This window comes from Nonomuraea sp. NPDC054003, from assembly GCF_055585125.1.
The window spans coordinates 222,644-244,661 of sequence record NZ_JBVJKR010000013.1 but is presented as its reverse complement, the minus strand read 5'-3'; the positions used below and the strand labels follow the sequence as shown (position 1 = coordinate 244,661).

23 protein-coding genes and 1 pseudogene are annotated in these 22,018 nt (G+C 70.8%); 9 read left to right on the top strand and 15 right to left on the bottom strand.

Annotation, left to right across the window (positions count from 1 at the left end; all coding sequences use genetic code 11):
• Position 1 precedes the first annotated feature (1 nt).
• On the top strand, positions 2 to 1,024 hold the full coding sequence (locus ACZ6YG_RS31910) for a potassium channel family protein (protein WP_466020043.1): 1,023 nt from the start codon (positions 2 to 4) through the stop codon (positions 1,022 to 1,024).
• Here ACZ6YG_RS31910 and ACZ6YG_RS31905 read toward each other — a convergent pair.
• The 4 genes from ACZ6YG_RS31905 to ACZ6YG_RS31890 all read right to left on the bottom strand — a co-directional run bounded on the left by ACZ6YG_RS31905 (position 996) and on the right by ACZ6YG_RS31890 (position 5,414).
• Positions 996 to 1,748, bottom strand: a complete 753-nt coding sequence (locus ACZ6YG_RS31905) for an energy-coupling factor ABC transporter ATP-binding protein (protein ID WP_271278941.1) — start codon at positions 1,746 to 1,748, stop codon at positions 996 to 998. The two genes, ACZ6YG_RS31910 and ACZ6YG_RS31905, sit on opposite strands and share 29 nt — an antisense overlap.
• Positions 1,745 to 2,503: a cobalt ECF transporter T component CbiQ gene (gene cbiQ / locus ACZ6YG_RS31900; RefSeq protein WP_466020042.1), complete on the bottom strand. Its 759-nt coding sequence runs from the start codon at positions 2,501 to 2,503 to the stop codon at positions 1,745 to 1,747. Before cbiQ ends, ACZ6YG_RS31905 begins: the two co-directional genes overlap by 4 nt.
• Positions 2,504 to 2,512: 9 nt before the next feature.
• Positions 2,513 to 3,532 carry an energy-coupling factor ABC transporter permease gene (locus ACZ6YG_RS31895; protein ID WP_466020041.1) on the bottom strand — a complete coding sequence of 340 codons (1,020 nt, stop codon included), beginning with the start codon at positions 3,530 to 3,532 and terminating at the stop codon, positions 2,513 to 2,515.
• A 73-nt stretch (positions 3,533 to 3,605) separates the two neighbouring features.
• Positions 3,606 to 5,414, bottom strand: a complete 1,809-nt coding sequence (locus ACZ6YG_RS31890) for a glycosyltransferase (RefSeq protein WP_466020040.1) — start codon at positions 5,412 to 5,414, stop codon at positions 3,606 to 3,608.
• 371 nt (positions 5,415 to 5,785) lie between these two features.
• On the opposite strand from ACZ6YG_RS31890, the gene ACZ6YG_RS31885 reads away from it, so the two are divergent.
• Positions 5,786 to 6,103, top strand: coding sequence for a hypothetical protein (locus tag ACZ6YG_RS31885; RefSeq protein WP_148036718.1), 318 nt, complete (start codon positions 5,786 to 5,788; stop codon positions 6,101 to 6,103).
• Positions 6,104 to 6,221: 118 nt separating this feature from the next.
• Here ACZ6YG_RS31885 and ACZ6YG_RS31880 read toward each other — a convergent pair whose 3' ends face one another.
• Together ACZ6YG_RS31880 and ACZ6YG_RS31875 are read right to left on the bottom strand one after the other, a co-directional pair.
• Positions 6,222 to 6,413 carry a hypothetical protein gene (locus ACZ6YG_RS31880; RefSeq protein ID WP_148036717.1) on the bottom strand — a complete coding sequence of 64 codons (192 nt, stop codon included), beginning with the start codon at positions 6,411 to 6,413 and terminating at the stop codon, positions 6,222 to 6,224.
• A 71-nt stretch (positions 6,414 to 6,484) separates the two neighbouring features.
• Positions 6,485 to 7,054, bottom strand: coding sequence for a CGNR zinc finger domain-containing protein (locus ACZ6YG_RS31875; RefSeq protein WP_148036716.1), 570 nt, complete (start codon positions 7,052 to 7,054; stop codon positions 6,485 to 6,487).
• A 73-nt stretch (positions 7,055 to 7,127) separates the two neighbouring features.
• Here ACZ6YG_RS31875 and ACZ6YG_RS31870 point away from each other — a divergent pair, with 73 nt between their 5' ends.
• A complete protein-coding gene (locus ACZ6YG_RS31870; RefSeq protein WP_148036715.1) occupies positions 7,128 to 7,880 on the top strand; it encodes a class I SAM-dependent methyltransferase in 753 nt (250 codons plus the stop codon).
• Between the two features lie 83 nt (positions 7,881 to 7,963).
• Positions 7,964 to 9,007, top strand: coding sequence for an alpha/beta hydrolase (locus ACZ6YG_RS31865; RefSeq protein WP_466020039.1), 1,044 nt, complete (start codon positions 7,964 to 7,966; stop codon positions 9,005 to 9,007).
• On the opposite strand, the gene ACZ6YG_RS31860 is transcribed toward ACZ6YG_RS31865, so the two are convergent.
• Positions 8,980 to 9,837: a hypothetical protein gene (locus ACZ6YG_RS31860; protein ID WP_466020038.1), complete on the bottom strand. Its 858-nt coding sequence runs from the start codon at positions 9,835 to 9,837 to the stop codon at positions 8,980 to 8,982. The genes ACZ6YG_RS31865 and ACZ6YG_RS31860 overlap by 28 nt on opposite strands.
• Positions 9,834 to 10,403 (bottom strand): RNA polymerase sigma factor, encoded by a 570-nt coding sequence (locus ACZ6YG_RS31855; RefSeq protein WP_271280038.1) that lies wholly within the window; start codon positions 10,401 to 10,403, stop codon positions 9,834 to 9,836. Before ACZ6YG_RS31855 ends, ACZ6YG_RS31860 begins: the two co-directional genes overlap by 4 nt.
• A 132-nt stretch (positions 10,404 to 10,535) precedes the next feature.
• Here ACZ6YG_RS31855 and ACZ6YG_RS31850 point away from each other — a divergent pair, with 132 nt between their 5' ends.
• Together ACZ6YG_RS31850 and ACZ6YG_RS31845 are read left to right on the top strand one after the other, a co-directional pair.
• Positions 10,536 to 12,269 (top strand): RICIN domain-containing protein, encoded by a 1,734-nt coding sequence (locus ACZ6YG_RS31850; protein ID WP_466020037.1) that lies wholly within the window; start codon positions 10,536 to 10,538, stop codon positions 12,267 to 12,269.
• Positions 12,270 to 13,727, top strand: coding sequence for a sigma-70 family RNA polymerase sigma factor (locus tag ACZ6YG_RS31845; RefSeq protein ID WP_466020036.1), 1,458 nt, complete (start codon positions 12,270 to 12,272; stop codon positions 13,725 to 13,727).
• Positions 13,728 to 13,845: 118 nt separating this feature from the next.
• Here the strand turns inward: ACZ6YG_RS31845 and ACZ6YG_RS31840 are convergent, their stop codons facing one another.
• The 4 genes from ACZ6YG_RS31840 to cpt all read right to left on the bottom strand — a co-directional run bounded on the left by ACZ6YG_RS31840 (position 13,846) and on the right by cpt (position 17,290).
• A complete protein-coding gene (locus tag ACZ6YG_RS31840; protein WP_148036709.1) occupies positions 13,846 to 14,250 on the bottom strand; it encodes a VOC family protein in 405 nt (134 codons plus the stop codon).
• 90 nt (positions 14,251 to 14,340) lie between these two features.
• The gene (locus ACZ6YG_RS31835) at positions 14,341 to 15,933 is read right to left on the bottom strand and encodes a hypothetical protein (RefSeq protein WP_466020035.1); all 1,593 of its coding nucleotides are present in this window, start codon (positions 15,931 to 15,933) and stop codon (positions 14,341 to 14,343) included.
• Positions 15,934 to 16,433: 500 nt separating this feature from the next.
• Positions 16,434 to 16,715 (bottom strand): hypothetical protein, encoded by a 282-nt coding sequence (locus ACZ6YG_RS31830; RefSeq protein ID WP_397199608.1) that lies wholly within the window; start codon positions 16,713 to 16,715, stop codon positions 16,434 to 16,436.
• Positions 16,716 to 16,753: 38 nt separating this feature from the next.
• On the bottom strand, positions 16,754 to 17,290 hold the full coding sequence (cpt, locus tag ACZ6YG_RS31825) for a chloramphenicol phosphotransferase CPT (RefSeq protein ID WP_466020034.1): 537 nt from the start codon (positions 17,288 to 17,290) through the stop codon (positions 16,754 to 16,756).
• A 123-nt stretch (positions 17,291 to 17,413) separates the two neighbouring features.
• Between cpt and ACZ6YG_RS31820 the strand changes: the two genes are divergently transcribed.
• Together ACZ6YG_RS31820 and ACZ6YG_RS31815 are read left to right on the top strand one after the other, a co-directional pair.
• Positions 17,414 to 17,824, top strand: coding sequence for a DUF6463 family protein (locus tag ACZ6YG_RS31820; protein WP_345483093.1), 411 nt, complete (start codon positions 17,414 to 17,416; stop codon positions 17,822 to 17,824).
• Between the two features lie 95 nt (positions 17,825 to 17,919).
• The gene (locus tag ACZ6YG_RS31815; protein WP_397199610.1) at positions 17,920 to 18,891 is read left to right on the top strand and encodes a hypothetical protein; all 972 of its coding nucleotides are present in this window, start codon (positions 17,920 to 17,922) and stop codon (positions 18,889 to 18,891) included.
• 41 nt (positions 18,892 to 18,932) lie between these two features.
• On the opposite strand, the gene ACZ6YG_RS31810 is transcribed toward ACZ6YG_RS31815, so the two are convergent.
• Complete coding sequence (locus ACZ6YG_RS31810; protein ID WP_364233086.1) at positions 18,933 to 19,535, bottom strand: TetR/AcrR family transcriptional regulator; 603 nt, start codon at positions 19,533 to 19,535, stop codon at positions 18,933 to 18,935.
• Positions 19,536 to 19,632: 97 nt separating this feature from the next.
• Between ACZ6YG_RS31810 and ACZ6YG_RS31805 the strand changes: the two genes are divergently transcribed.
• The gene (locus tag ACZ6YG_RS31805) at positions 19,633 to 20,454 is read left to right on the top strand and encodes a class I SAM-dependent methyltransferase (protein ID WP_364233084.1); all 822 of its coding nucleotides are present in this window, start codon (positions 19,633 to 19,635) and stop codon (positions 20,452 to 20,454) included.
• Between the two features lie 85 nt (positions 20,455 to 20,539).
• Here ACZ6YG_RS31805 and ACZ6YG_RS31800 read toward each other — a convergent pair.
• Positions 20,540 to 20,728: pseudogene (locus ACZ6YG_RS31800) on the bottom strand (Imm8 family immunity protein); the annotation flags it as partial.
• 175 nt (positions 20,729 to 20,903) lie between these two features.
• Entirely contained in the window at positions 20,904 to 21,926 is a 1,023-nt protein-coding gene (locus tag ACZ6YG_RS31795; RefSeq protein ID WP_466020033.1) for a hypothetical protein, read from the bottom strand.
• Positions 21,927 to 22,018: the final 92 nt, after the last annotated feature.

Here is a 22,018-nt window from a genome sequence, read left to right as displayed (position 1 = left end):
TATGAATGAGGACGAGACGGCGCTGGGCGTTCGCCTGCCGTCCGTCCGTCTGAGCCCGCTGCGCGCGGTGTTGCGGAGGATGGCCATCGCGCTGGCGATGCTGCTGGCCATGTTCGCGCTGGTCGCCATGGATCTCGACGGCTACCGCGACAACGTCGACGGCCGCGTGTCGCTGCTCGACGCGCTCTACTACGTGACCGTCTCCATCTCCACCACCGGGTACGGCGACATCACCCCCGTCACCACGGCGGCCAGGGTCGTCAACATCGTGGCCGTGACGCCGCTGCGCATCGCCTTCCTGGTCGTGCTCGTGGGCACCACGCTGGAGGTGCTCACCCGGCGCACCAGGGACGCCATCCTGACCGAACGCTGGAGGGCCAGGTTGCAGGACCACACCGTGATCGTCGGCTACGGCACCAAGGGCAGGGCCGCCGCCCGCACGCTGCTCGACAACGGCAGCCCCAAGGAGTCCATCGTGGTGGTGGACCCGGACCCGGCGGTGGTGGACGAGGCCGCGTCCGACGGCTTCGCCGGCGTCCTGGGCGACGGCACCCGCAGCCACGTCCTGGGCCGGGCCCGGATCAGGACCGCGGGCCAGGTCATCATCGCCACCCGGCGCGACGACACCACCGCCCTGGTCACGCTCACCGCGCGCAGCCTCAACCCGGGAGCGACGATCGTGGCCGCGGTCCGCGAGGCGGAGAACGACCCGCTGGTCCGCCAGAGCGGCGCCGACGTGGTCATCACCTCGGCCGAGGCGGCCGGGCGGATGCTGGGCGTGGCCACGCAGAGCCCCGCGGTCAGCGCCCTGATCCAGGATCTGCTCACCTACGGCAAGGGCGTCGACCTGCGCGAGCGTCTCGTACGTCCCGAGGAGGTGGGCGGCCCGCCGGTCAAGGGCGAGGAGCTGCCCGTCGCGGTCGTCAGGGACGGCCACATGTTCACCTACGCCGACCCGCGCGCCGCCGAGCTGCGCCAGGGCGACAAACTGGTGGTCATCCACGTTCCGCCGCAGCCGGGATAGCGAACCCGTAGGGCAGTTCCAGCCGGTGTCTGGCGAGCAGCTCGGCGTCGCCGAGCAGCTCCCGCGTCGGCCCGTCGGCCACGACGACCCCGTCCGACAGGATCATCGCCCGCTCGCACAGCTCCAGCGCGTACGGCAGGTCGTGGGTGACCATGAGCACCGTCACGTCCAGGGAGCGCAGGATCTCCGCCAGCTCCCTGCGGGCCGCCGGATCCAGGTTGGACGAGGGCTCGTCGAGCACCAGGATCTCCGGCTCCATCGCCAGCACGGTGGCCACCGCCACCCGGCGGCGCTGGCCGAACGACAGGTGGTGCGGCGGGCGGTCGGCGACGTCGAGCATGCCGACCCGGTCCAGCGCGTTCTTGACCACGGCCGCGAGCTCCTCGCCGCGCACGCCCGCGTTGGCCGGGCCGAAGGCCACGTCGTCGCGGACGGTGGGCATGAAGAGCTGGTCGTCGGGGTCCTGGAAGACCAGGCCGACGCGCTGCCTGATCTCCTTGAGCGTGTCGCGGCGCACCGGGGTGCCGGCCACCGTCACGGTGCCGTGGCCGGGGGTGAGTATGCCGTTGAGATGCATGACGAGCGTGGTCTTGCCGGCGCCGTTGGGGCCGAGCAGCGCCACCCGCTCGCCGCGCCGGATGGTCAGGTCGACGCCGAACAGCGCCTGCGTCCCGTCGGGGTAGGCGTAGGCGAGCCGGCTGACTTCGAGCGAGTTCGGGATCATACGGCGAGTCCCCCCAGCAGGAGCACGGCCAGAGCCGCGAGCGGGAGAGCGAGCGCTGTCCCCCATTGTCGCGCCGTGGCCGACAAATCATGAATCATCGGCATCTGGCCTGAATATCCGCGGCTGAGCATGGCCAGGTGAACCCGCTCACCGCGCTCGTACGAACGGATGAACAGCGCCCCCGCCGAGCGCGCGATCACCGGCGCGTGCCGGAGGTCGCGCGCCTGGAAACCCCGCGACTCCCTGGCGACGCGCATCCGCCGCATCTCGTCCAGGATCACGTCCAGGTAGCGGAGCATGAACATGGCGATCTGCACCAGCAGGTCGGGCACCCGCAGCCGCCGGGCCCCCACGAGCACGTCACGCGGCTCGGTGGTGGACGCCAGCAGGATCGAGGCCGTGACCCCGAGCGTCGCCTTGGCCAGGATGTTCCAGGCCGCCCAGAGCCCTGGGACGCTCAGCGACAGCCCGAGCACCTCCGTCCGCTCCCCCAGCCCGATGACCGGGATGAGGAACGCGAACAGCACGAACGGCAGCTCGACGACCATGCGCCGCAGGATGTGCCCCGGCGGGATCCGGGCCACGGCCGCCACCGCCGCGAGCATGCCCGCGTACAGCCCGAAGGCCCAGAACCACTCGCGCGGCGTGGCCACCATCACGATCGCGAACGCCAGGACGGCGAGCAGCTTGCACTGCGGCGGCAGCCGGTGGACCGGCGAGCCGCCCGGGAGATAGAGCCGGCGCCCCACGCCCATCGGGGCCGCTCAGACCCTCTCGCCGGACGAGGCCCGGCCGCGCGCCCGTGCCGCGTAGGCGATCACGCCCGCCACGATCAGCGTCAGCGCGACGCCGACGATGCCCGCGACGCCCACCGGGATGCCGCCCACCTCGCCGTAGTCGGCCAGCGCGAACCCGCCGAACACGTGGTCGGTCGCCTGCCCCAGGAAGCCCTGTTCCTCGGCGACCGACTCCAGCCCGTCGGGGTGCGGCGAGGCGAAGAACGACACGATCCCGGCCAGCAGCAGCGACACCCCGAGCCCGCCGAGCAGGAACGGCAGCCTTCCGACCCCTGCCGCGGGCTCCGGCGCCCGTCCGGTGACCGTGCTAGTCCCGTCGGCGCCGCGCAGCACCAGCGGCGCGGCCAGCTCGCGCGCCCCGTACACCAGGTCGGGACGGACGGACAGCACCGCGGCCACGGTCAGCGCGGTGATCAGGCCCTCGCCGACGCCGATCAGCACGTGCACGCCGGTCATCGCGGCGGCCACGGTCGCCAGGTCGATCGGCGCGGTGCCGCCGATCCAGAACAGCAGCGTGAACACCAGCGCGGAGGCGGGCACCGACAGCAGCGCCGCCGCGAAGGACGCCGCGGTCACCCCGCCCCGCCCCGGCACGACCCGCGTGACCAGCCGGAAGACTCCCCAGCCGACCAGCACCGTGACCAGGCCCATCAGGATGATGTTGACCCCCAGCGCGGTCAGCCCGCCGTCGGCGAAGAACAGCGCCTGCACCAGCAGGACCACGGCTATGGCGAGCACCCCGGTGAAGGGCCCGGCCAGGATGGCCGCCAGCGCCCCGCCCAGCAGGTGGCCGCTGGTGCCGCCGGCGACCGGGAAGTTCAGCATCTGGACGGCGAAGACGAAGGCGGCGACCAGCCCGGCCATCGGGGCCGTCCGGTCGTCGAGCTCCCGGCGGGCGCCGCGCAGGCAGACCGCCACTCCGGCCGCCGCGACCACGCCCGCGGAGACGGACACCGCGGCGGTGAAAAAGCCATCGGGTACGTGCACGACGAGCCTCCAAGCAGAGGGGCCGGACACCCCCCACTTTAGGTCATCGATGTGCAGTTGCATATGGATTGCATTAGCGCATGATTCTTTTCAGGAGTGCCCGCGCGGACAGCCGCCGCACGACCGCGCTGAGCCGCCCCCTGTTCGAGGTCGCGTACGGGCGCGCGACGCACGGCTCGGTGCCCAGCAGCCAGCGACGGGGCCCGGCGACCGACTCCGCGCCGGCCTCGATCCTGAACCTGGCGGGCGGCCCGCCCAGGTCGAGCTCCAGATAGGCGTCCCAGACCCCGGGGCCGAACCGCCCCACCGCCGGCCTGGCCACGAAGCCGCCGCCCGCCAGCCCGACCACCCGGTCGGCCCGCTCGCTCCCGCTGCCGCGCTCGCGCCACACCAGCCGCCGCACGGCCTCGGGCGGCGGCGCGGCCCCGGCCACCGCGATCTCGCCGTCGAGCACCAGCCGCCGCCCGAGCGACCAGCGGGTGCCGACCAGGCGTGCGCTGCCTGGCACGCCGACCGCGTGCCCGCCGACGTCCAGGCTGAGGTTGTCGTGATCGCGGGTGAAGTACGGCAGCACGGCGACCTCGCCGACCAGCCGGGCAGGCGGGCGGGCCAGGGCGGTGTCGCGGTCGGCGCCCAGCCTGGCCGTGCGGGTCACCCCGGCCAGCTCGACCGACACGCGCAGGTCCCAGATGCCCGAATCCAGCAGCGCCGGGTCGACCCTGGCGACCCACCGGCCGCCGGACCGGACGGCCGGCACGACCAGCTCCCGCCGGGGTTCGTGCCGGGTGCGCAGCACCAGCGCGACGCCGTCGGGCTCGGCGCATCCCGTCAGCGCGGCCTCGCAGGCCACCACCAGCGTCCGGCCGTCCCAGCACAGCCCGGTCAGCCGGCGCTCGACGGGCGCCGCCTCGATGACGGCCAGCAGGGCCAGCCGCTCCACGTCGCCGAGCGCGGCCAGCCGCTGCCGGTCGGCGCTCCCCAGACGCTCGCGCACGCCGTCCGTGAGCCACCGGTCGCACAGGGCGGCCACCGCCACGGCGACATCCTTGCGCTTGACCTCGTCGGCCTCCAGGAAGGGCCGGCCGAGCTGGGCGAGGATGTCGAGCTTGAAGTGACGGGCCAGCAGGTGGTCGCGGAGCGGGCCGGGCGGGACGTGGTCGGTCATGAGCCGGATCGGCTCGTGGATCATGGCCAGCCAGGCGAGCGGGTCGCGGCTGGCGGGACGCTGCATGACGCTGCTGCCGTCGGGCCTGGCGACCAGGTGGTAGCAGTCGTGGTCGGCGACCACCGAGATCGTCCCTGCGTGGCAGTAGGCGTGCACGGTGAAGTAGATGTCCTCGCCGACGAACACGCCCTCGCGGAACCGGATGCGGTGGCGCTCCAGCATGTCCCGGCGGAACAGCTTGAAACAGCTCAGGCTGTTGTAGACGGCGCTCTCGCCCAGCTCGGCCCGATCGGCGTTGCGCTGGAACATCGACTCCGGGACCCGCCGCCCGTGTCCGACGATCTTGCCGAGCACGATGTCGGCGTCGTTCCTGTCGGCCGCGGACAGCATGTGCTCCAGCGCGCCGGGCCCTAGATAGTCGTCGGCGTCGCAGAAGAAGACGTAACGGCCGGTCGCGTGGCCGAGGCCGACGTTGCGCGGCCGTCCGGCGCCGCCGGAGCTCTCCACCCGGACCACCTTGACCGTGCCCCGGTGGTGGGCGGCGTAGAGGCCGAGCAGCTCGGCGGTGCCGTCGGTGGAGCCGTCGTCGACGACCACGATCTCCTTGGCGACCCGCTGGACGAGCACGGACGTGAGGCACCGGTCGAGATAGGGCCGGCAGTCGCGGGCCGGGATCACGATGCTGACGTCGACCGGAACTTCGCCTCCGACCTCCATGGAAACCTCCCGCGGGTCGTCACCGTGTGCTCCTGACCGGTATCAGTATGTGACCATCGCGCGGTGCGGGTGGGTGGATTCGGCGGTCTTCATGCCTTCCTTTTGCAGAGTGCGCCTATTCCGACACATTCTGAGAATTGTGCAGGTAAGGTCACCGATTACGGCATATAACCCGCACCGAATCAGCTTCAGGGACGCAGTTATCCCCCGCGGGAGAAGAGAACTTCCCCGGAGGAGCAGTGCCGTACCTCCAGGTCCTCCCGGATGATCGGCGGGGCCCGAGCGCGCGTCTACAGTGAGGCAATCTTGACGTGGAGGTGGCGGGGATGGGATCGGATCTGCGCAGGCGGACGGCAGGCAAGGGGTCGATCGTGCACACAGCGGAATTCATCGTCTCCTCGGCAAGGCTGACGGAGCTCCACGAATGCTCGGCGCTGCTCCGCCACACCCGGCAACGGGCGGAGGAGATCGTGGACGAGGCGCGCACGCTGCTGTCGGAGGCCGAGCAGGCGGGCGACGGCGAGCGGGTGCTGGAGCTGACCGTGCAGCTCGACCAGGCGCGCCGCTCCTACTGCCAGGTGCTGAACGCGTACATGGTCATCAGCCGCCGGATCACCACCGAGCGCCAGGCGATCCTCCAGGCGCAGATGGAAGCCGACCGGCACGCCGGCCTCACCGGTGTGGCCTGATTTTCTTGTGAACTTTCCTGGGATGAGAGACGTCAAAAGGACATAACGGCTAGCCGCCGCATGAACGGGCTCCAGCTCCCCGGTGTTCTCTCCCGGGGAGCTGGAGTAGGGGGCGCTTTCATGCCTCGACGCGGGGCAGGTCGGGGCGGGCGGCCTCTTGCAGACGCTCGACGAGCTGACCCTGCTGCTCCGGGGTGAGGCGCACGGGCCAGACCGCGGGCAGCATCAGCACGTCGCCGTTGGAGAGGCCGACGAACTCGACGGGGAATGACGGGGAGGAGATCACAGTGCTGACATTCTGGCACGTCATCGGGCTCCGCGAGCTGGGTTCGCATCCTGGTACTCCCGGAGATCTTGCAGGTCAGGGCGACATTTACCGACTTATGGGGTCTTGCTCCGCGCTCTGAAGGCCGCCGTCTTCACCCGGTTCTGGCACGCCGTGGAACAGAACCGCCGGGTCCCGTTGCGCGAGACGTCCACGTACACCCGATCGCAGTGCGGCGCGGTGCAGACCCCGAGCCGGTCGTGGAACTCGCTGCCGAGCACGTGCGCGAGCCCGGTGGCGCAGCTCGCGGCCCAGTCGCCCGCGAGGGTGCCGCCGGGGCCGTGGTAGTGCAGGTGCCACGGCTCGCCGTCGTGACGCATCAGCATCGGCCGCGCGCCGGTCTCCGCCAGCAGGGCGTTGATCCGCTCCGCGGCGGCGTCGACGTCGCCGGCCGCCACGGCCTCGAACACCGCGCGCAGCCGCTGCGCGACCTCGGCCAGTTCCGACCCCTCGGCCTCGGTGACCGGCTTGTGGCCCGGATAGCCCGTACGCAGGCCCTCGGTCGCGGCCTCGGCCAGGCCGGCGGGCGGCGGGGCCGGCCGCCCGCGCCGCTCGCCCGGCGTGAGGCTGTTGACCAGCCCCACCGCCACGCGGATCACCGCATCGCCGTGACTGTTGAAGTCCACTTGACCAGTTACGCCTTTACGTTCTAGTTTGTAACTGCCCAAAGCTTACAAGACAGTCACAAGGGGGATCGTCGTGTTGGACCACGATGCCGCACTCGCCTGGATGGCGCGCTGGGATCGCCAGCAGGAGGGCTACCTGCCCGACCGCGAGGAGCGCTTCACCGCGATGATCGACGCCGTCGAGGCGCTGGGCCGCCCCGACCCGCTGGTCGTCGACCTCGGCTGCGGCCCCGGCTCGCTGGCGGCCCGCCTGGTCGAGCGTCTGCCCGGCGCGCGGGTGGTCGGTGTGGACGCCGACCCGCTGCTGCTCGGCCTCGGCCGGGCCGCCTACCCGCACCTCACCCTCGTCTCCGCCGACCTGCGCAAGCCCGGCTGGACGGCCGCGCTCGGCCTGGACGGCCCCGCCGACGCCGCGGTCAGCACGACCGCCCTGCACTGGATCGACCCGGAAGAGCTGAAGGCGATGTACGCGGACGTCGCGTCCATCCTGCGCCCGGGCGGCCTGCTGCTCAACGGCGACCACCTCGACACCGACGACGCCACCCCCGCGCTGGCCGCCCTGGAGCGCGCCGTGCACGACAAGCAGACCGCCCGCGTCTTCGGCGACGACCGGCCGGAGGACTGGCGCACCTGGTGGGACGCCGTGGCCGCCGACCCCGCCCTGGCGGAGCTGAACACCGCCCGCGCCACCGCCGGGCCAGACCACCGCGGCTCGGAGTCCCACCTGCTGTCCCATCACGCCGACGCCCTGCGCGCGGCCGGCTTCGCCGAGGTCGGCACCCTCTGGCAGCGCGGCCACAACCGCCTGCTCTGCGCGGTGCGTTGACCTCTCGGAAGTCCGCACGGCCGGGGCCGGGTCCGATCCCGGCCTCGTGGAGCTCACTCTGTGACACCCACGGAAGGACGCACATGCTGCCCTGGTCACCCGATTTCGCCGGCCGGATGGACCACGCCGTCATCGACAGCCCGGCGCTGCGCGGCAACCCGCTCGGCGACCCGCACGAACGACCGATCTGGGTCTACCTGCCTCCGGGGTACGACGACGACACCGACAGGCGCTACCCGTCCGTCTACGTGATCCAGGGCTACACCGGCCAGCTCACGATGTGGGCCGGCCGGACCCCGTTCCGCCGGCCGTACCCGGAGATGGCGGACGCCATGTTCGCGCGCGGCGAGGCGCCGCCCGCGATCGTCGTGTACGTGGACGCGTGGACGTCCGTCGGCGGCAGCCAGTATCTGGACTCGCCCGGCACCGGCCGCTACCACACCTACCTGTGCGAGGACGTGGTCGGCTGGGTCGACGCCCGCTACCGCACGATCCCCGCACGCGACGCGCGGGCCATCACCGGCAAGTCCAGCGGCGGCTATGGCGCCATGGTCAACGCCATGCTGCGGCCCGACGTGTTCGGCGCGCTCGCCACCCACGCGGGCGACGCCCTGTTCGAGGCCGCCCACCAGCCCACGTTCCCGGCCCGCGCCCGCGAGCTGCGCGACCTGTACGAGGGCTCGTACGACCGGTTCCTCGCCGACTTCCGCGGCCGGATCCCCGGCACCAGGAGCAGCGACATGCAGCTCATGGAGATCTACGCGTACGCGAGCGCCTACTCGGCGGACGACGACGGCACGGTGCGCATCCCGTTCGACGCCAACGGCGCGCTCGTCCCCGAGGTGTGGGAGCGCTGGCTGGCCCTGGACCCGGTCCGGATGGCGCGGCGCCCCGAGTACGCCGAGGCGCTGCGCTCGATGCGGGCCGTCTGGATCGACGCGGGCACCCGCGATGAGTGGTACCTGGACCTGGGCGCGACCGCCTTCCGCGAGGCGGTGGCGGCGGCGGGGGTGCCCGACGACCGGGTGCGCTTCGAGCTGTTCGACGCCGGCCACATGGCCATCGAGTACCGCTACCCGCTCGCCCTCGCCTGGCTGTGTCACCGTCTGACCGGATTCTCCGGATAACGCTTCTCGGTGACGAGCAGCCGGATCACCTGCTCGTCACCGTGACGGACCACGTCCGCCGCCCAGACCACGTAGTCCTCCTCGTACGCCGACTGCTCGTACGCGTACACGACGAAGCCCTCCGGGGCGTCGGGGTCGGGCCGGATGACGTTGACCATCACGGGCAGCCCGTGCTTCCACAGCTCACGATCGAGTTCGGCCACGGTCCTCCCCTCGACCCGCACGCCCTCCAGCGGCCCGCCCTTCCCCGTCGCCGGCTTCCCGGGGTCGAGCTCGACCCGCCTGTCGTCGGGGACGAGCTCGCACGGAGCGACCGGATCGCGCATGAGGATGGTGCTGGTGCTGCTGGCACCGCGCGGGTTTACGGTCATCGTCCACACGAAGGTCTGGCCGGGCTCGAACCGCTTGGTGTCGATCCGCATCTGCCAGCCCTCGCGCTCGCCCGGGATGGTGGTCGGCGCGTGATACAGCCCTGGGGGGACCTGCTCGACGACCTGCGCCCGCGGCTCGCGGCACATCATCCCGTACGGGACATAGTCCACGATGGCCGGCACCCCGAGCTCGTGCAGCTGCTCGGTCAGGCCGCCGGTGTCCCGGAAATCCCGGACCACCACGTCCACGACGCCGTCGGAGCCCATGGTGACGGCGTACGCGGGGTCGCCGCCGCCCGCCGTCATCACCGCGACACCGCCGGCCGTCATCATGGTCACCGCGGCGGCCGCCGCCAGCAGGAGGCGTGGGCGTGGCCGCCGCCTCGCCCGCGCCGCCACGTACTCCTTGAGCTCGGCGAGCCGCCGCTCCTCGAAACCGGCGAGTGGTGCGCTCATCATGATCCTTCCATGCTCGTGGCGAGATCCGGGAGGGTGGCGTCCCTGAGCAGGCGGCGCGCGCGATGCAGCCGGACCCGCGCCGTGCCGGGCCGGATGCCCAGCGCGGCGGCGGCGTCGGCCACCGGGATCCCGTCGGCGTCCACCAGCTCGGCGATGGCCCGCAGGCTCTTCGGCAGGGCCGCGATGGCCGCCACCAGCGGGCGCGCGGCCCGCTCCGCGTCGATCCGCTCCTCCAGCCTGGCGATGTCGTCGGCGTCCAGGTCCCTCCGGCCCGCCGCCCGCCCGGTCTTGTGCAGCTCGCGCGCGGCCCTGCGCTGCTCGATCGCCACCACGTTCCTGGCGATCCCGAACAGCCAGGCCACCTCGCTGCCCCGATCCGGCCGGTAGCTGCCCGCCGTGTCGATCGCCGCCAGGAAGACCTCGGTCGTCACGTCGTCCACCGTGTGCGGATCCGTGACTCTCCTGGCCACGAACCGGCTGACGGACTCGGCGTGTCTTCGGTAGAAGACCTCGAACGCGGCCGGATCACGCGCGATCCGCCGGAGGTCATCGGTAGTGCCTGCCATCCAGGTGCGCCTTCTTGTCGGGGTTTTCCCCTTCTTGTGCATGAGGGCCGCCCGGCATTACATCGGGATTTCCGAAACCGCGTAATCCACAGCGGTGCACCCACTCCTCTCTAGTGAACGAGAGGAGCTCTTATGAGCAGGAACAGACTGACGCTCGCGTTGTCACTCATAGCCACGGTGGCCGCGAGCGTCCTGGTCGGGACGGCGCCGGTCGCGTCCGCGACCACGCAGGCGGCGCCCAAGGCCGCCACGCCCGGGTTCGCCTGTGATGCCACGGACGCCGCGGGGAAGGGATGGGTGCTTCCGGTCTACGCCCACCAGCCGGGCCAGAGCCAGTACGCCACCGAGCTCGCATCGGTCGAGCGGACGCTGTGGGAGACCGACCAGACCTTCGACGCGAGCGCCCGCCGGTTCGGGGGCTCGCTGCGGATCAGGTACGTCCAGGACGGCGACTGCCGTCCGATCGTGGCCCAGATCCCCTTCGTGAAGGGCCGCAACCGGGCCGAACTGGGCACGGCGTTCTCGGAGAACCTCGACGGCCAGCCCGCGCGGGTGCGTGAGCTCGTGGCGACCAAGCGGGTGAAGCTCATGTTCTTCGTCCGCGACAACGAGATCACCAACTCCTGCACCGGCGGCGGCGCGGACGCCGGGCTCAGCACCGGCGGCGTCATCCTGCCGCGCTGGTGCTGGAGCGAGGCCGGGTTCACCCACGAGATGATCCACGGCTTCGGGCTCGGCCACTGCAACGTGGACGGCACGTCAGAAGGCAACGGCGACGACCCGGTCTGCCGCAACATGGGCAGCAGGCCCGAGTGCACCGCCGACACCGCGTCCAACTACCACCTCGACTCGTGCCGTACGGACAAGTTCCGCTACTTCGAGCCGACCAGGGCCTCTCAGCCGGCCGGGGAGCCGCTGGCCGAGAACAGGAACGTCGCGTTCAGCCCGTACCTGATCAAGGACCAGCCGACCCCGGCGGCGGACTTCCGGATGCGCGTCGTGGAGAGCGGGCTGTGCCTCGACGGCGGCGCCCAGCAGGTGACGCAGGCGGAGTGCTCGAACAGTGACAAGCAGGTCTGGCGGCGCAGCATCGACACCCAGGGCTACCTGACGATCCGCAACGCCGGAACCGGCCGCTGCCTGCAGCTCACCGCCAAGGACAAGGACGCCGTCCCGGTGATCACCGCGCCGTGCGTGGCGATGCAGAAGTCGCAGCAGTGGATCCCGGACGCCGACCAGGACAAGACCAACTTCTTCAACCGCTCCGGCGGGAAGTCGGGCGCGAAGCTCACCGTCCAGGGTGTGAAGGACGGCGCCGGAGCGAAGGTGGTCCGCGGCGGCGGCACCCCGATGGTGGCCGAGTACCTGCGCACCGGCTCCTCACCCGCCCCGGCCCCGACCAAGACGGCTGCCCCGACCGCGACCCCGACCCCGACCCCGACCAAGAGCGCGACCGCGAACCCCACCCCTCACCCGACGCGGACGTCGCTGCCGGTGTCGCGCAACATCCGCATCGAGAGCGCGTCGGGTCGCTGCCTGACCTCCTTCCGTACGAACGTGCGCCTGGGCTCGTGCCGGGCGGCGAACTGGCGGCTGGTACCGACCACCGGCGAGGCCGTGCAGATCCGTAGCCAGGGCCGTTGCCTGACCCTCGGCTCGGCCCGCAGGGGCCTGCGCTCGGTCGTCCTGACCAGGTGCGGCAAGACGAGCACGAGGCAGCAGTGGGTGGTTGAAACCCAGCAGAACGGGACCATTACCCTGAAGATCGCCGCCACCAGGGCCACCCGGCTCGTCGGCGCCGGGCACACCCGCGTGCACGCCAAGACCGCGCACCCGAGCAGGTCGCTCACGTTCACGATCAGGTAAGTGGAAGATTCGCAGCGCGAGGACGCGGCCCTGACCAAGTTGGTCAGGGCCGGAGACAGCCGTGCCGTGGCCGAGCTGTACGAGCGGCACCACGCCGCCGTCCTCGCCTTCGCCCGCCGCCTGTGCCAGGACCCCCACATCGCCGAGGACCTGGCCAGCGAGGCGTTCACCCGCACTCTGCGGACCGTCCGCGGCGGCGAGGCCGGCCCGTCCGGCGCGTGGCGTCCCTACCTGTACGCGGTCGCCCGCAACACCGCGGCCGAATGGGCGCGCACCGATCAGCGGCGCGTCCTCACCCCCGAGTTCCGGGACGACGAGCTGACCGTGGCCGAGCCCGAGCCGCCCGACGATCTCGTCACCCGCGCGTACCGGTCGCTGCCGCCGCGCTGGCAGACCGTGCTGTGGCACACCGTGATCGAGGACGAGCGGCCCGAGCAGGTCGCGGAGATCCTCGGCACCACCCCCGGCAACGTAGGCGTGCTCGCCTTCCGCGCCCGCGAGGGCCTGCGCAAGGCGTACCTGGCCGCCCACGTCGCGGGTGCCTCGGGCGACTGCCGCAAGTACGCCGACCCGCTGGCGGCGGCCGTACGCAAGAAGAGCGGCCGCCTCCCCCGGGCCCTGCGCGCGCACCTCGACTCCTGCCCGAGCTGCGCGCGTGCCCACAGCCGGTTGCTCGACCTCAACGCCACGCTGCGGGCCGCGCTGCCCATCGCGCTGCTGCCGTTCGCCGTGGAAGGGCTGGGCAAGGCCGCCGCCTCGAAGAGCGCCTCCGTGGGGATGCTGGGGTGGGCGATCCCGGCGACGGCGGCGACCGTGATCACCGCCGCGATCGTCTTCACCCTGCCACCGGAGCCCGCACCCCCGCCCGCGGCCGCCCCGCCCACCTCCTCCACTCCCACGCGCTCGCCCTCCGGCTCCCCCTCTGCCTCGCCCTCCGGCTCCCCTTCGCCTTCGCGTTCGCCCTCGCCTTCGTCCTCGCTTTCGCCTTCACCTTCGCCTTCGCCTTCGAAGACCCGTAAGCCCACCCCGGCAGCGGTCGCCGGCACCCGGATCAGCTACGTGGGCCGGTGCGTCGGCACGAAAGGGACCCAGGTCGCGGCACTGAGCTGCACCGACCCGGGGACGGCCTGGCGGGTCAAGGGCGACGCGTCCCGGTTCCAGCTCGTCAACGCCGTGACCGGGCGATGCCTGACAGCCGGCGCCAAGTACGACACGGTCTCCTTCAACGGCGGCGGCATCCGTACCGTCCAGCTCACCCCCTGCTCGGCCGCCCCGGCCCAGCGCTGGAACAGACCCACCTTCAGCGACGGCGTGCCCCGCCTGGTCAACGTCTCCACCGGCATGGCCCTGTCGATCGGCAAGGAGTTCGGCGGCAGACGCCCGCCCACCGCGTTCATCCTCTACGGCGCGTACACCGACTCCGCCGACCAGCGGATCATCTTCCGCACCGGCTCATGATCCTGGACCGGCTCCCCACCGGTGACGCGGACGCTCCGCAGCCACGTGCGTGCCTCCTCGGTGTCTCCGGCGGCGACCCGCTCACCATGGCGTCGGGGTCGACCGACGTACGGACCCGTCAGACGAAATCGGCCGCCGTCATCCCGGGCGGATGGCCCGGCGGCCACTGCACGAGCTCGATCCTGTAACCGTCGGGGTCGGTCAGCCAGGACGTCCGGAACCCCGGCCCGAGCTCCGCGGGCGGCTCGGCCGTGACGCCCTTGGCCGCGAGATCGGCGACCGTCGCGTCCAGATCGTCCACCTGCACCACGAGGTGGTTGACGGCCCCGGTGTCCTCGACCGGCCGCGCGGGGTCGTACACGAGCTCAAGGCTGACGAACGGATCGTCGGGCAACTGCAGCATGGTCAGGCTGCCGAAGTCCGTCTCGGGGACGAACCCGAGCTTGGCGTACCCGAGCGCGGTGTAGAAGGCGAGCGAGCGCTCCAGGTCGGTCACCCGCAACCCGAGGTGCAACATCCGCATGCCCGGCAGATTAGTGGCCGGCCGCGGGTCCGGGGGGGACGGCCGGGACGATCGAGGACGGCGCCTGGTGCCAGGAGCGGCCGACTCTCGCTACGACGCTTTCCCCGCCGGATAGACGAGAATGAGATCCACTCCTGGGCGTGTGTACAGGCGCAACCGGTAACGGCCGGGACCACTGCGCGCGAGGTTGGGGAAGCGCACCTTGCTCGCCGACAGTGTCTGCATCACCAAGCGACCAGATTCGCTAAGGATGTCCGCCTCGACCACCTTGTCCCAGCCCTTGCGTCGCAGGGGCGGCGGGGCCGAGCGCAACGCCTTCGCCGTGACGCAGGTCGCCCAGTCCTGAGCGGGCGTGAAGATCAGTGCCAGCTGGCCATGAGTCACCAGAGGGCTGGACGACCCCGCACTCCACATCGCCTCGATATCTTCTCCGGTGTCCGCTTCCGCGTCGTAGATCCCGTACGGCTGACTGTCCCAGTCGTAATAGGACGCGGTCGCCTGGAAGCGGGTGCGTAGCGCGGGCCACGGGTCGCGGCACAGGGCGTCCTCCTCGCGCGCCTCGCGCGCCGACTGTTCGCGCCGGAGCTTCTCCTTCTCGGCCTGCTGCTGTTCGATCTGAGCGGACGACAGCAACAGGTCAGGATATTTCCCTCCAATCACGTCCGGGCAGATCAGCGCCAGCAGCGCAGGACGAGCCTTGACCGGCTCCCCTGCCGCGAACCTGACGCACGCGCCTCTGCCCCTGCTGAGCAGTTCCTGGTCCGAAACCTCCCGATCAGGCTTCCGCACGGCGCACAGGTAGGCTCGATCACGCTGGTGGGCCGGGACATCGGCGACACGTGGCGGCTGCCTGACCCAACAGTCCGTGAGGTCACCGTTCCGCCAGGCGTAGGTGAGACGCGGAGCGCCCTCGGGTCCGACGACCATCAGCAGGAGGACCGCGGCCACGGGCGCGACCGCCGCGGGCACGCGCAGGGGCGCCCTCCGCCTCGGCTCATGGTTCAGTTCATGTGCCGTACGCGCCATCCAGACGATGTGGAGCACATCCATCGCCTCGGCGATCGACTCGATCGCGCTGCCGCTCGTCAGGCTGTCCACGAGCTCCACCAGGAACGGGCTCACGAACGTGCCCCACCCGATGAGGAGCGTCACCCGGCTCCAGCGTCCATCGCGCCACTGGGCGAGCAGGAGCAGCGCCATCACGACGAGCGCCGCCGCACCCACGGCCATGACGGTCGCTTTCGCGGCCGGCCCCAGGAAGAGCTGGGGCCTCGCATCGCTCACCAGGCCGCTCGCGAGCAACGCGACGGGTTCCACCAGCCCGAAGAGGAGCAGAGCCAGCCGGAAGGGCAGACCTGAGCGGGTGAACACCACCGTGAACAGCACGAGCAAGGACAACCGGAGCGCCACTCCGACGACCGTCTCGACCAGATCCGGAAGGAACGAGGGGATCAGCAACCACACCACGTTGGCGTACAGCAGCAGCCTCAGCCACGTGGCCGCCGAGCGCATCGGCAGAGCCATCGGCGCGGGCACCCGCAGCACCTGCCACAGCATCCACGCGTTCACCAGCCCGAGCAGCAGCAACCAGGCCAGCACCGGCACCAGAGGAGACCTCCCGACGATCTCGTCGGGTGGATACCACATGGTGACCAGCCATGCGGGCGTCGCGGTGCCGATCACCAGGCCGAGAATGATCGAACCAATGGTGAGGACTAAAGAGGCACAAGCCGCCAAACGGTATAGGGGCACGATGAGGCTTGATCGTAGTACGTGCTCACTGCCCGGAAGGTCGTGAACGCGGACCCGGTGCAGCCCTGTAGTTGATCGCCGACCGCGGCGGTCCTTCCGCACCTACTCCGATCACGCAAGTCCGCATCGATCGCGCCCGCGCCCGCGCCCAGTGACTCTACGGCCGTCATCGTGCCCGTTCCTCACCCGATCCTGCGTTCCTCGGCCCGCGTCCTGCTACACCAGCGTCGGCGACTGGGTCCGTCACCTGGTGGACGTTGACCGACCTGCGCGCCACGGATGAATGCGTGCTCCCTGCTGCTGGAATGCCTACTGACTGGAGAGGTCCCATCCGAACCGGTGGTCATGTCCTGGAATTGAACGGACAGGATGGCAACCTCCTCTGCGGCGCTCACACCGACTCCGCCGACCAGCGCATCACCCTGGTGTGATCAGGGATTGCCCCTCTGCCAGGTGCCGAAGGGAGGGACGGGCCTGTCCATGAACTCCTTCAGCTGCTTCACCTTGTCGACGCAGTCGGGGCAGACGTACGCCTCGACCGCTCTCGCGGTCGCCTCCGGCGTCGGCTCACGGAAGGCGCCCGACACCGTCATGCCCAGCGGCAGGCGGGTCTCGGGATCCATCATGACCGTCATGACCTGCGCGGGAACGAAGCCGAAGGTGCGCTTGCACATGTGGCATCCGCCGATCGTCCTGATCTGCTCGTCCGCCATGGGCTCCCCACCTCCAACCGCACCGTACAACGTCGGTCTTACTGGCGCACCCGCCCGGCGATCCGCCGCGCGCACTCCAGCGACTCGGTATGCGTGGTGTCCACCACCAGGTCGTAGACCACGCCCTCGTGAACCACCTCAGCCTGCAACGCGGCCATCCCCTCGGTCCGGTCGCCCCGGGCGATCTCGCGCCCCGCGGCGACCTCGCTGTCGCACCGCACCCCGACCCACAGCACGTCCAGCCCGGCGAGAGCCTTCTCCCACCGCTGCTGGGACCCCGCCCCGCCGAGGAACACGTCATCCACGACGATCCGGGCACCCGCGCGGGCCATCGCCGCGATCCCCGCGGTCCACGCCTCGTCCAGCGCCCGGAACTCCGGCCCCACGATCACCTGGCCGTCGGGAGCGAACTCGATCCCCTCCTCCGACGCCCGCATGGCCGCGGGCATCGCGTCGACCAGGTCGTCCACCGAGAAAGCGAGCCAAGGATCCGGCAGCACCGCCTGCAAGCACCGGGCGATCCCGGACTTTCCCGAACTGGAGCCACCGTTCAGCACGATCACCTGAGTTGTCATCGCGCCACCCTAGGGGCCCGCCCCGCACGCCCCAACCGGTTTTCCCGTTCCCCCACTGGCGAGGGAGCCGCCTCCCTCGCACGGGGGAGGGCGCCGGACCTCGTCCCCGGAAAGCTCGTACCCATGAGCACCACACCTGCGACCTACCAGCCCGCGTTGTCCGCACCCCCCAGCCGGCTCACCATCTGGGCCGGCCGAAGCATGATCATGATCGCCGTGGCGCACACCGCCGTCTTCGCCCTCCTCGCCCCCTGGTCCAGCTGGCTCGCCGGAGACCTCCGCGACGGGGTCGCCGACGCCGACTCCCTGGCGATCTTCTGGGCACTGCCGGGCGGATTCGTCGTGGTCCTCGCCCTGCTGGGACTCCTGGTGGCACGGCTGGGACGGCAGGGACAACACGTACCCGGATATGTCGGCTGGGCGAGCCTCGCCTGGGGAGCCCTGGCCGTCACCCTGATCGGACCGAGCGGTTTCCTGCTCACGGCCGTCCCCGCCGGCCTGCTCATCACGGCGAACCTCACCGCCAGGCGGTAGGGCCGGCCCTACCGCAAGACGGGGGTGCGCGGCAATGTGGCCGCGGCCGGCGACCGGGACTCTGGCCATGAATCCGTCGCCCCCCAGGAGGTTCCGTGTCCACGGTCCTTGGTACGCCGCTTCGCCGGGTGATGCAGTGGCATCGACCGCTGATGCTGATGGTCGCCTCGATGCTGCTTCTGCTGGTCGTCTCGACGATCGGGCTCGTGCTCGACGACCGGGTGCTTCTCGGCGCCCCCGTCTGGCTCAAGCCGTTCAAGTTCGCCGTGTCGATGGCCGTCTACGGAACCACCCTGGCCTGGATGCTGTCCCTGCCTCACCGGGGCAGGAAGTGGACCTCCGGCCTGGCCACCGTCTTCGCCGTCACCGGGTTCGTCGACACCGTCATCGTCGCCGTCCAGGCCGCCCGCGGCACCTTCAGCCACTTCCACAAGTCCACCGCACCGGCCGAGAAGATCATGCTGGTCGTCTTCGGCAATGCCGTGCTCCTCATCATGCTGGCCAACCTCGCGCTCGCGATCATCCTGGCCTTCCAGCGCGTCCACGCCGACCGCGCCATGAGCCGGGCGATCCACACAGGCCTGGCCCTGGCCGTCGCCGGCATGGCCCTGGGCTTCCTCATCCCCATCCAGGGCAAGGCGGAGACCGCCCTGACCACCAGCGGCCAGCGAGTATCCCTGAGCAGCGGTCACAGCGTGGGCGTCCCCGACGGCGGCCCCGGCCTCCCCCTGACGCAGTGGAGCACCACCGGCGGCGACCTGCGGGTCCCTCATTTCGTCGGCATGCACGGCCTGCAGGTCATGCTGATCGCCGCCCTGCTCCTGGCGGCACTGGCGGCTCGCTATCCCCGCTTACGCGACGACCGGACCCGCGCCCGCCTGATCGCCGTGCTCGCCACGAGCTACACCGGCCTGATCGCCCTGGTCACCTGGCAGGCCCTACGCGCCCAGCCCCTGATCCACCCCGACGCCCTGACCCTGACCGCCGCCGCCCTCCTGGCAGCGCTCACCGCCCTGGCCACCGCCACGGTCCTGGCAACGCGGCCAGGCCCTGATCGGAGGATCTAACACCGGAGCCAACGTGAAGTCCGTCTTCGCAGGACATCAGCTCATAGCAGTCGTCTTTGCACGACATCGGCGATGACGGCGTTCACGACCTTGCCGACTTCCTCAGGCTCCGGCGGGACCCCCTCCCGGCCGGCGAACAACATGTGCCCTGCCCCGATCAGGGAAAGCGCCAGCGCCTCCACATCGGCGTCCGCCGCGATGCGGCCCAGTTCGCACTCCTCGTTCAGGTAGGCGGCGATCATGGCTGCAGCATCCGTCAAGACCGGAACACCGGGAGCCGAACGGGCCTGACGCAGCCGGGCACGCAACTCGTCCCGGAAGATGACGAGAGCGACGATCGCCACGGCGACCGAGTCGAACAGGTCGACAAGCGCCCCGGTCAGGTTGCCGGCGACGTCGCCGGTCCCGGCGGAGCCGCGAAGGGCGTCGGCCTGGCTCTCGAGCCGGGCGATGCGGTCCCGCACGAGTTCGGCAAGGAAGGCGTCGAAGTCCTCGAAGTGCCGGTGCAGGACGCCCTTGGCGACGCCCGCCTCCGCCGTGACCGCCCGGCTGGTCAGGTCGTTCGCCCCGTCCCGGAGCAGGACGCGTTCGGCGGCGTCGAACAACTGCTGCCGCACATCCCGGAGGGCCACTCCAGTCGGCATCGCCCGTTCCTCCTTCTTACCCGCCTCCGCCCGCCCTTCGCTCACCGCGAACCGTGCGCGGGTTGATGAGTGGGCATGCGCCCACTATTGTGGGCACATGCCCACTCTAGCGCAGGAGCAACCGGAGCCTCCGCGGAACGAGCCCCATAAGGCCAGGCAGATGGCGGAGTCCTTCGGGGTCGACACCGAACGCTACGACCGGGCCCGGCCCGACTATCCCGACGCCCTGGTGCAGCGAATCATCACCGCCAGCCCCGGCCCCGACATCGTCGACGTCGGCTGCGGCACCGGTATAGAAGCCCGCCAGTTCCTGGCGGCCGGGTGCAAGGTGCTGGGTGTCGAGCCGGACGTCCGGATGGCCGAGTTCGCCCGCCGCACCGGGGTCGAGGTCGAGACGGCGACGTTCGAGGACTGGGACGCCGCCGGTCGCACCTTCGACGCGGTGGTCGCCGGGCAGTCCTGGCACTGGGTGGACCCCGTCGCGGGCCCGGCCAAGGCGGCGCAGGTGCTGCGTCCCGGCGGCCTGCTGGCGGTGTTCGCGCACGCGTACGACCCGCCGCCCTTCGTCGCGGAGGCGTTCGCCACCGTCTTCCAGAAGGTGGCGCCCGACTCGCCGCTCAGCGCCGGATCGCCGAGGCCGGCCCAGGACATCTACCAGGCGATGTTCGCCACGTTCGCCGACGGCATCCGCAAGACGGCCGGGTTCGGCGAGCCGGAGCAGTGGCGATTCGACTGGGAGCAGTACTACAGCCGCGACGATTGGCTCGACCTGCTGCCCACCACCGGCGCGCTCACCCGACTCCCGCCAGACAAGCTGGCCGAGGTGCTGGAGGGCGTCGGGGCCGCCATCGACGCGATCGGTGGCAGCTTCACCATGGCCTATACCACGATGGCGATCACCGCGTCACTGAACACCTGAGTCGCCCACCACTCCGAGGACGCGTGGGCCGGGAGCAGCACACGCGACCCCGGTGGCTCCCAAGACTGAGCTGGAACGCCACTCCTCAGCCGGTGTAATTCTCGTACTCCCACTCTCCGATCCGGGCGATCTTCTCTGCCAGCTCACCCCATGTAGGGGCCTCCAGTGCGGCAGTGCGATCGCTCAGCCACTCGGTCACCTTGTCGGGATGAAGTTCGGCAACGAAGAGCCGGTGCCGACTGATGAGAAAGGGGCGATGACGGAGTTGCTCTGTGAGGGCCGACGGGGCCTCCGCCCCGCCTCAAGATCTACCCAACGGAACTCTCCTAGTCGTACTCTCACAGTCCCATGATCGCCTAACAAGTGGGCCGTCACCTTGGGAGTAGCAGGGATCTTGACTCAAAGAGGCCTTGACCTACGGCTGAGGAACGAAGCACGGATCGTCGACGTCAGGAGGCCTTCCAGGTCACGGGCTCGGCTCCGTCGGCGGTGGAGGAGAAGGTGACGGCGACGGGCTTGTCGCCCTTGCTGACGAGGTAGACGCCGCACTGCCGGACACTCTTGCCGGGCTGAACCATGCCGTAGGGCACGGATGATTCGCAGCCCTTGGGGCCGTTGCTGCCGATCGCGATGAGGGTGAGCGGGCGCAGGGTCTGGCCGCTCGCGGTGCGCAGGAAAACCGCCCTGTCCATGCTCGGGTACAGCTTGGAGGTGCCGTTGTTGCGGTACTGGAGCGTGACGAAGTACGCCGTGGCGGCCTTCTGCCTGGCGTTCAGGTTGTAATCGGCGAGCGCGTCGGGACCGGCCTTGCGCACGCTCTTCGGCGTGACGGTCAGCGGCACCTCCTTGTCCCGCGCGTCCTTCCACGTCACCTCGGCCGGCTTGTCCGAGGGCAGCACGCTGCTGCCGGTGTCGCCGCCCTCGACCTTCCACATCTGGATGCCGGACTCGTCGCTGTAGGAGACGGTGGCGGGCTGGGTGTCCTTGGGAAGCATCACGACCCGGCACTCGGTCGCCGCCTGGCCTGCCGCCAAGGCACTCGGAGCCTTCGTGCCGTTGCACGTCTCCAGCGGGCCGCTGCCGGGCGAGGCCAGGGGGTTGCTGCTGAAGAACGAGACGCGCTCGCCGGCGGTGCCGTCCGCGAGCGCCAGACGGAAGTTGTTGACCACCTGAGCGCTCTTGACCTCACCGGATCCGGTGTTGGTGATCGACACGGTGAGGTAGTGCGGCACCATCCCACGTACGTCGTCGTCGAGCCGCACGTCCTTGAGGTCTTCGGCCGAGCCGAGCTCGAGCAGGGTCGGGTGGAGCGTCAGCTCGTGCGCCTTCTTGCCGCGGTCGGTGTAGTGCGCTCGCCGCGGTGCGGTGTCGAGTGTCAGCGGCGTACCCGTGGACGCGGTCTGGTCCGCCTCCGGCTTGTCACCGCTGACGTTCTTGCTGGTATCGGAACCTCCGCAGCCTGTCAGGAGCAAAGCGAGAACGCCCGCCCCGGCGATGGTACTGACCCGTCGGCTGACGCGCTGCACTGCGACTCCCGTCGTTTCCGTGGTCCTCTGCAACCCCC

Bases quoted from the DNA above. Each gene is read 5' to 3' on its own strand.
- cbiQ (WP_466020042.1), bottom strand. From the start codon at position 2,503: ATGGGCGTGGGGCGCCGGCTCTATCTCCCGGGCGGCTCGCCGGTCCAC.
- ACZ6YG_RS31805 (WP_364233084.1), top strand. From the start codon at position 19,633: ATGCCCACTCTAGCGCAGGAGCAACCGGAGCCTCCGCGGAACGAGCCC.
- ACZ6YG_RS31840 (WP_148036709.1), bottom strand. From the start codon at position 14,250: ATGCGGATGTTGCACCTCGGGTTGCGGGTGACCGACCTGGAGCGCTCG.
- ACZ6YG_RS31830 (WP_397199608.1), bottom strand. From the start codon at position 16,715: ATGGCGGACGAGCAGATCAGGACGATCGGCGGATGCCACATGTGCAAG.
- ACZ6YG_RS31890 (WP_466020040.1), bottom strand. From the start codon at position 5,414: ATGGAGGTCGGAGGCGAAGTTCCGGTCGACGTCAGCATCGTGATCCCG.
- ACZ6YG_RS31880 (WP_148036717.1), bottom strand. From the start codon at position 6,413: ATGACGTGCCAGAATGTCAGCACTGTGATCTCCTCCCCGTCATTCCCC.
- ACZ6YG_RS31850 (WP_466020037.1), top strand. From the start codon at position 10,536: ATGAGCAGGAACAGACTGACGCTCGCGTTGTCACTCATAGCCACGGTG.
- ACZ6YG_RS31905 (WP_271278941.1), bottom strand. From the start codon at position 1,748: ATGATCCCGAACTCGCTCGAAGTCAGCCGGCTCGCCTACGCCTACCCC.
- ACZ6YG_RS31820 (WP_345483093.1), top strand. From the start codon at position 17,414: ATGAGCACCACACCTGCGACCTACCAGCCCGCGTTGTCCGCACCCCCC.
- ACZ6YG_RS31855 (WP_271280038.1), bottom strand. From the start codon at position 10,403: ATGGCAGGCACTACCGATGACCTCCGGCGGATCGCGCGTGATCCGGCC.
- cpt (WP_466020034.1), bottom strand. From the start codon at position 17,290: ATGACAACTCAGGTGATCGTGCTGAACGGTGGCTCCAGTTCGGGAAAG.
- ACZ6YG_RS31810 (WP_364233086.1), bottom strand. From the start codon at position 19,535: ATGCCGACTGGAGTGGCCCTCCGGGATGTGCGGCAGCAGTTGTTCGAC.
- ACZ6YG_RS31865 (WP_466020039.1), top strand. From the start codon at position 7,964: ATGCTGCCCTGGTCACCCGATTTCGCCGGCCGGATGGACCACGCCGTC.
- ACZ6YG_RS31860 (WP_466020038.1), bottom strand. From the start codon at position 9,837: ATGATGAGCGCACCACTCGCCGGTTTCGAGGAGCGGCGGCTCGCCGAG.
- ACZ6YG_RS31910 (WP_466020043.1), top strand. From the start codon at position 2: ATGAATGAGGACGAGACGGCGCTGGGCGTTCGCCTGCCGTCCGTCCGT.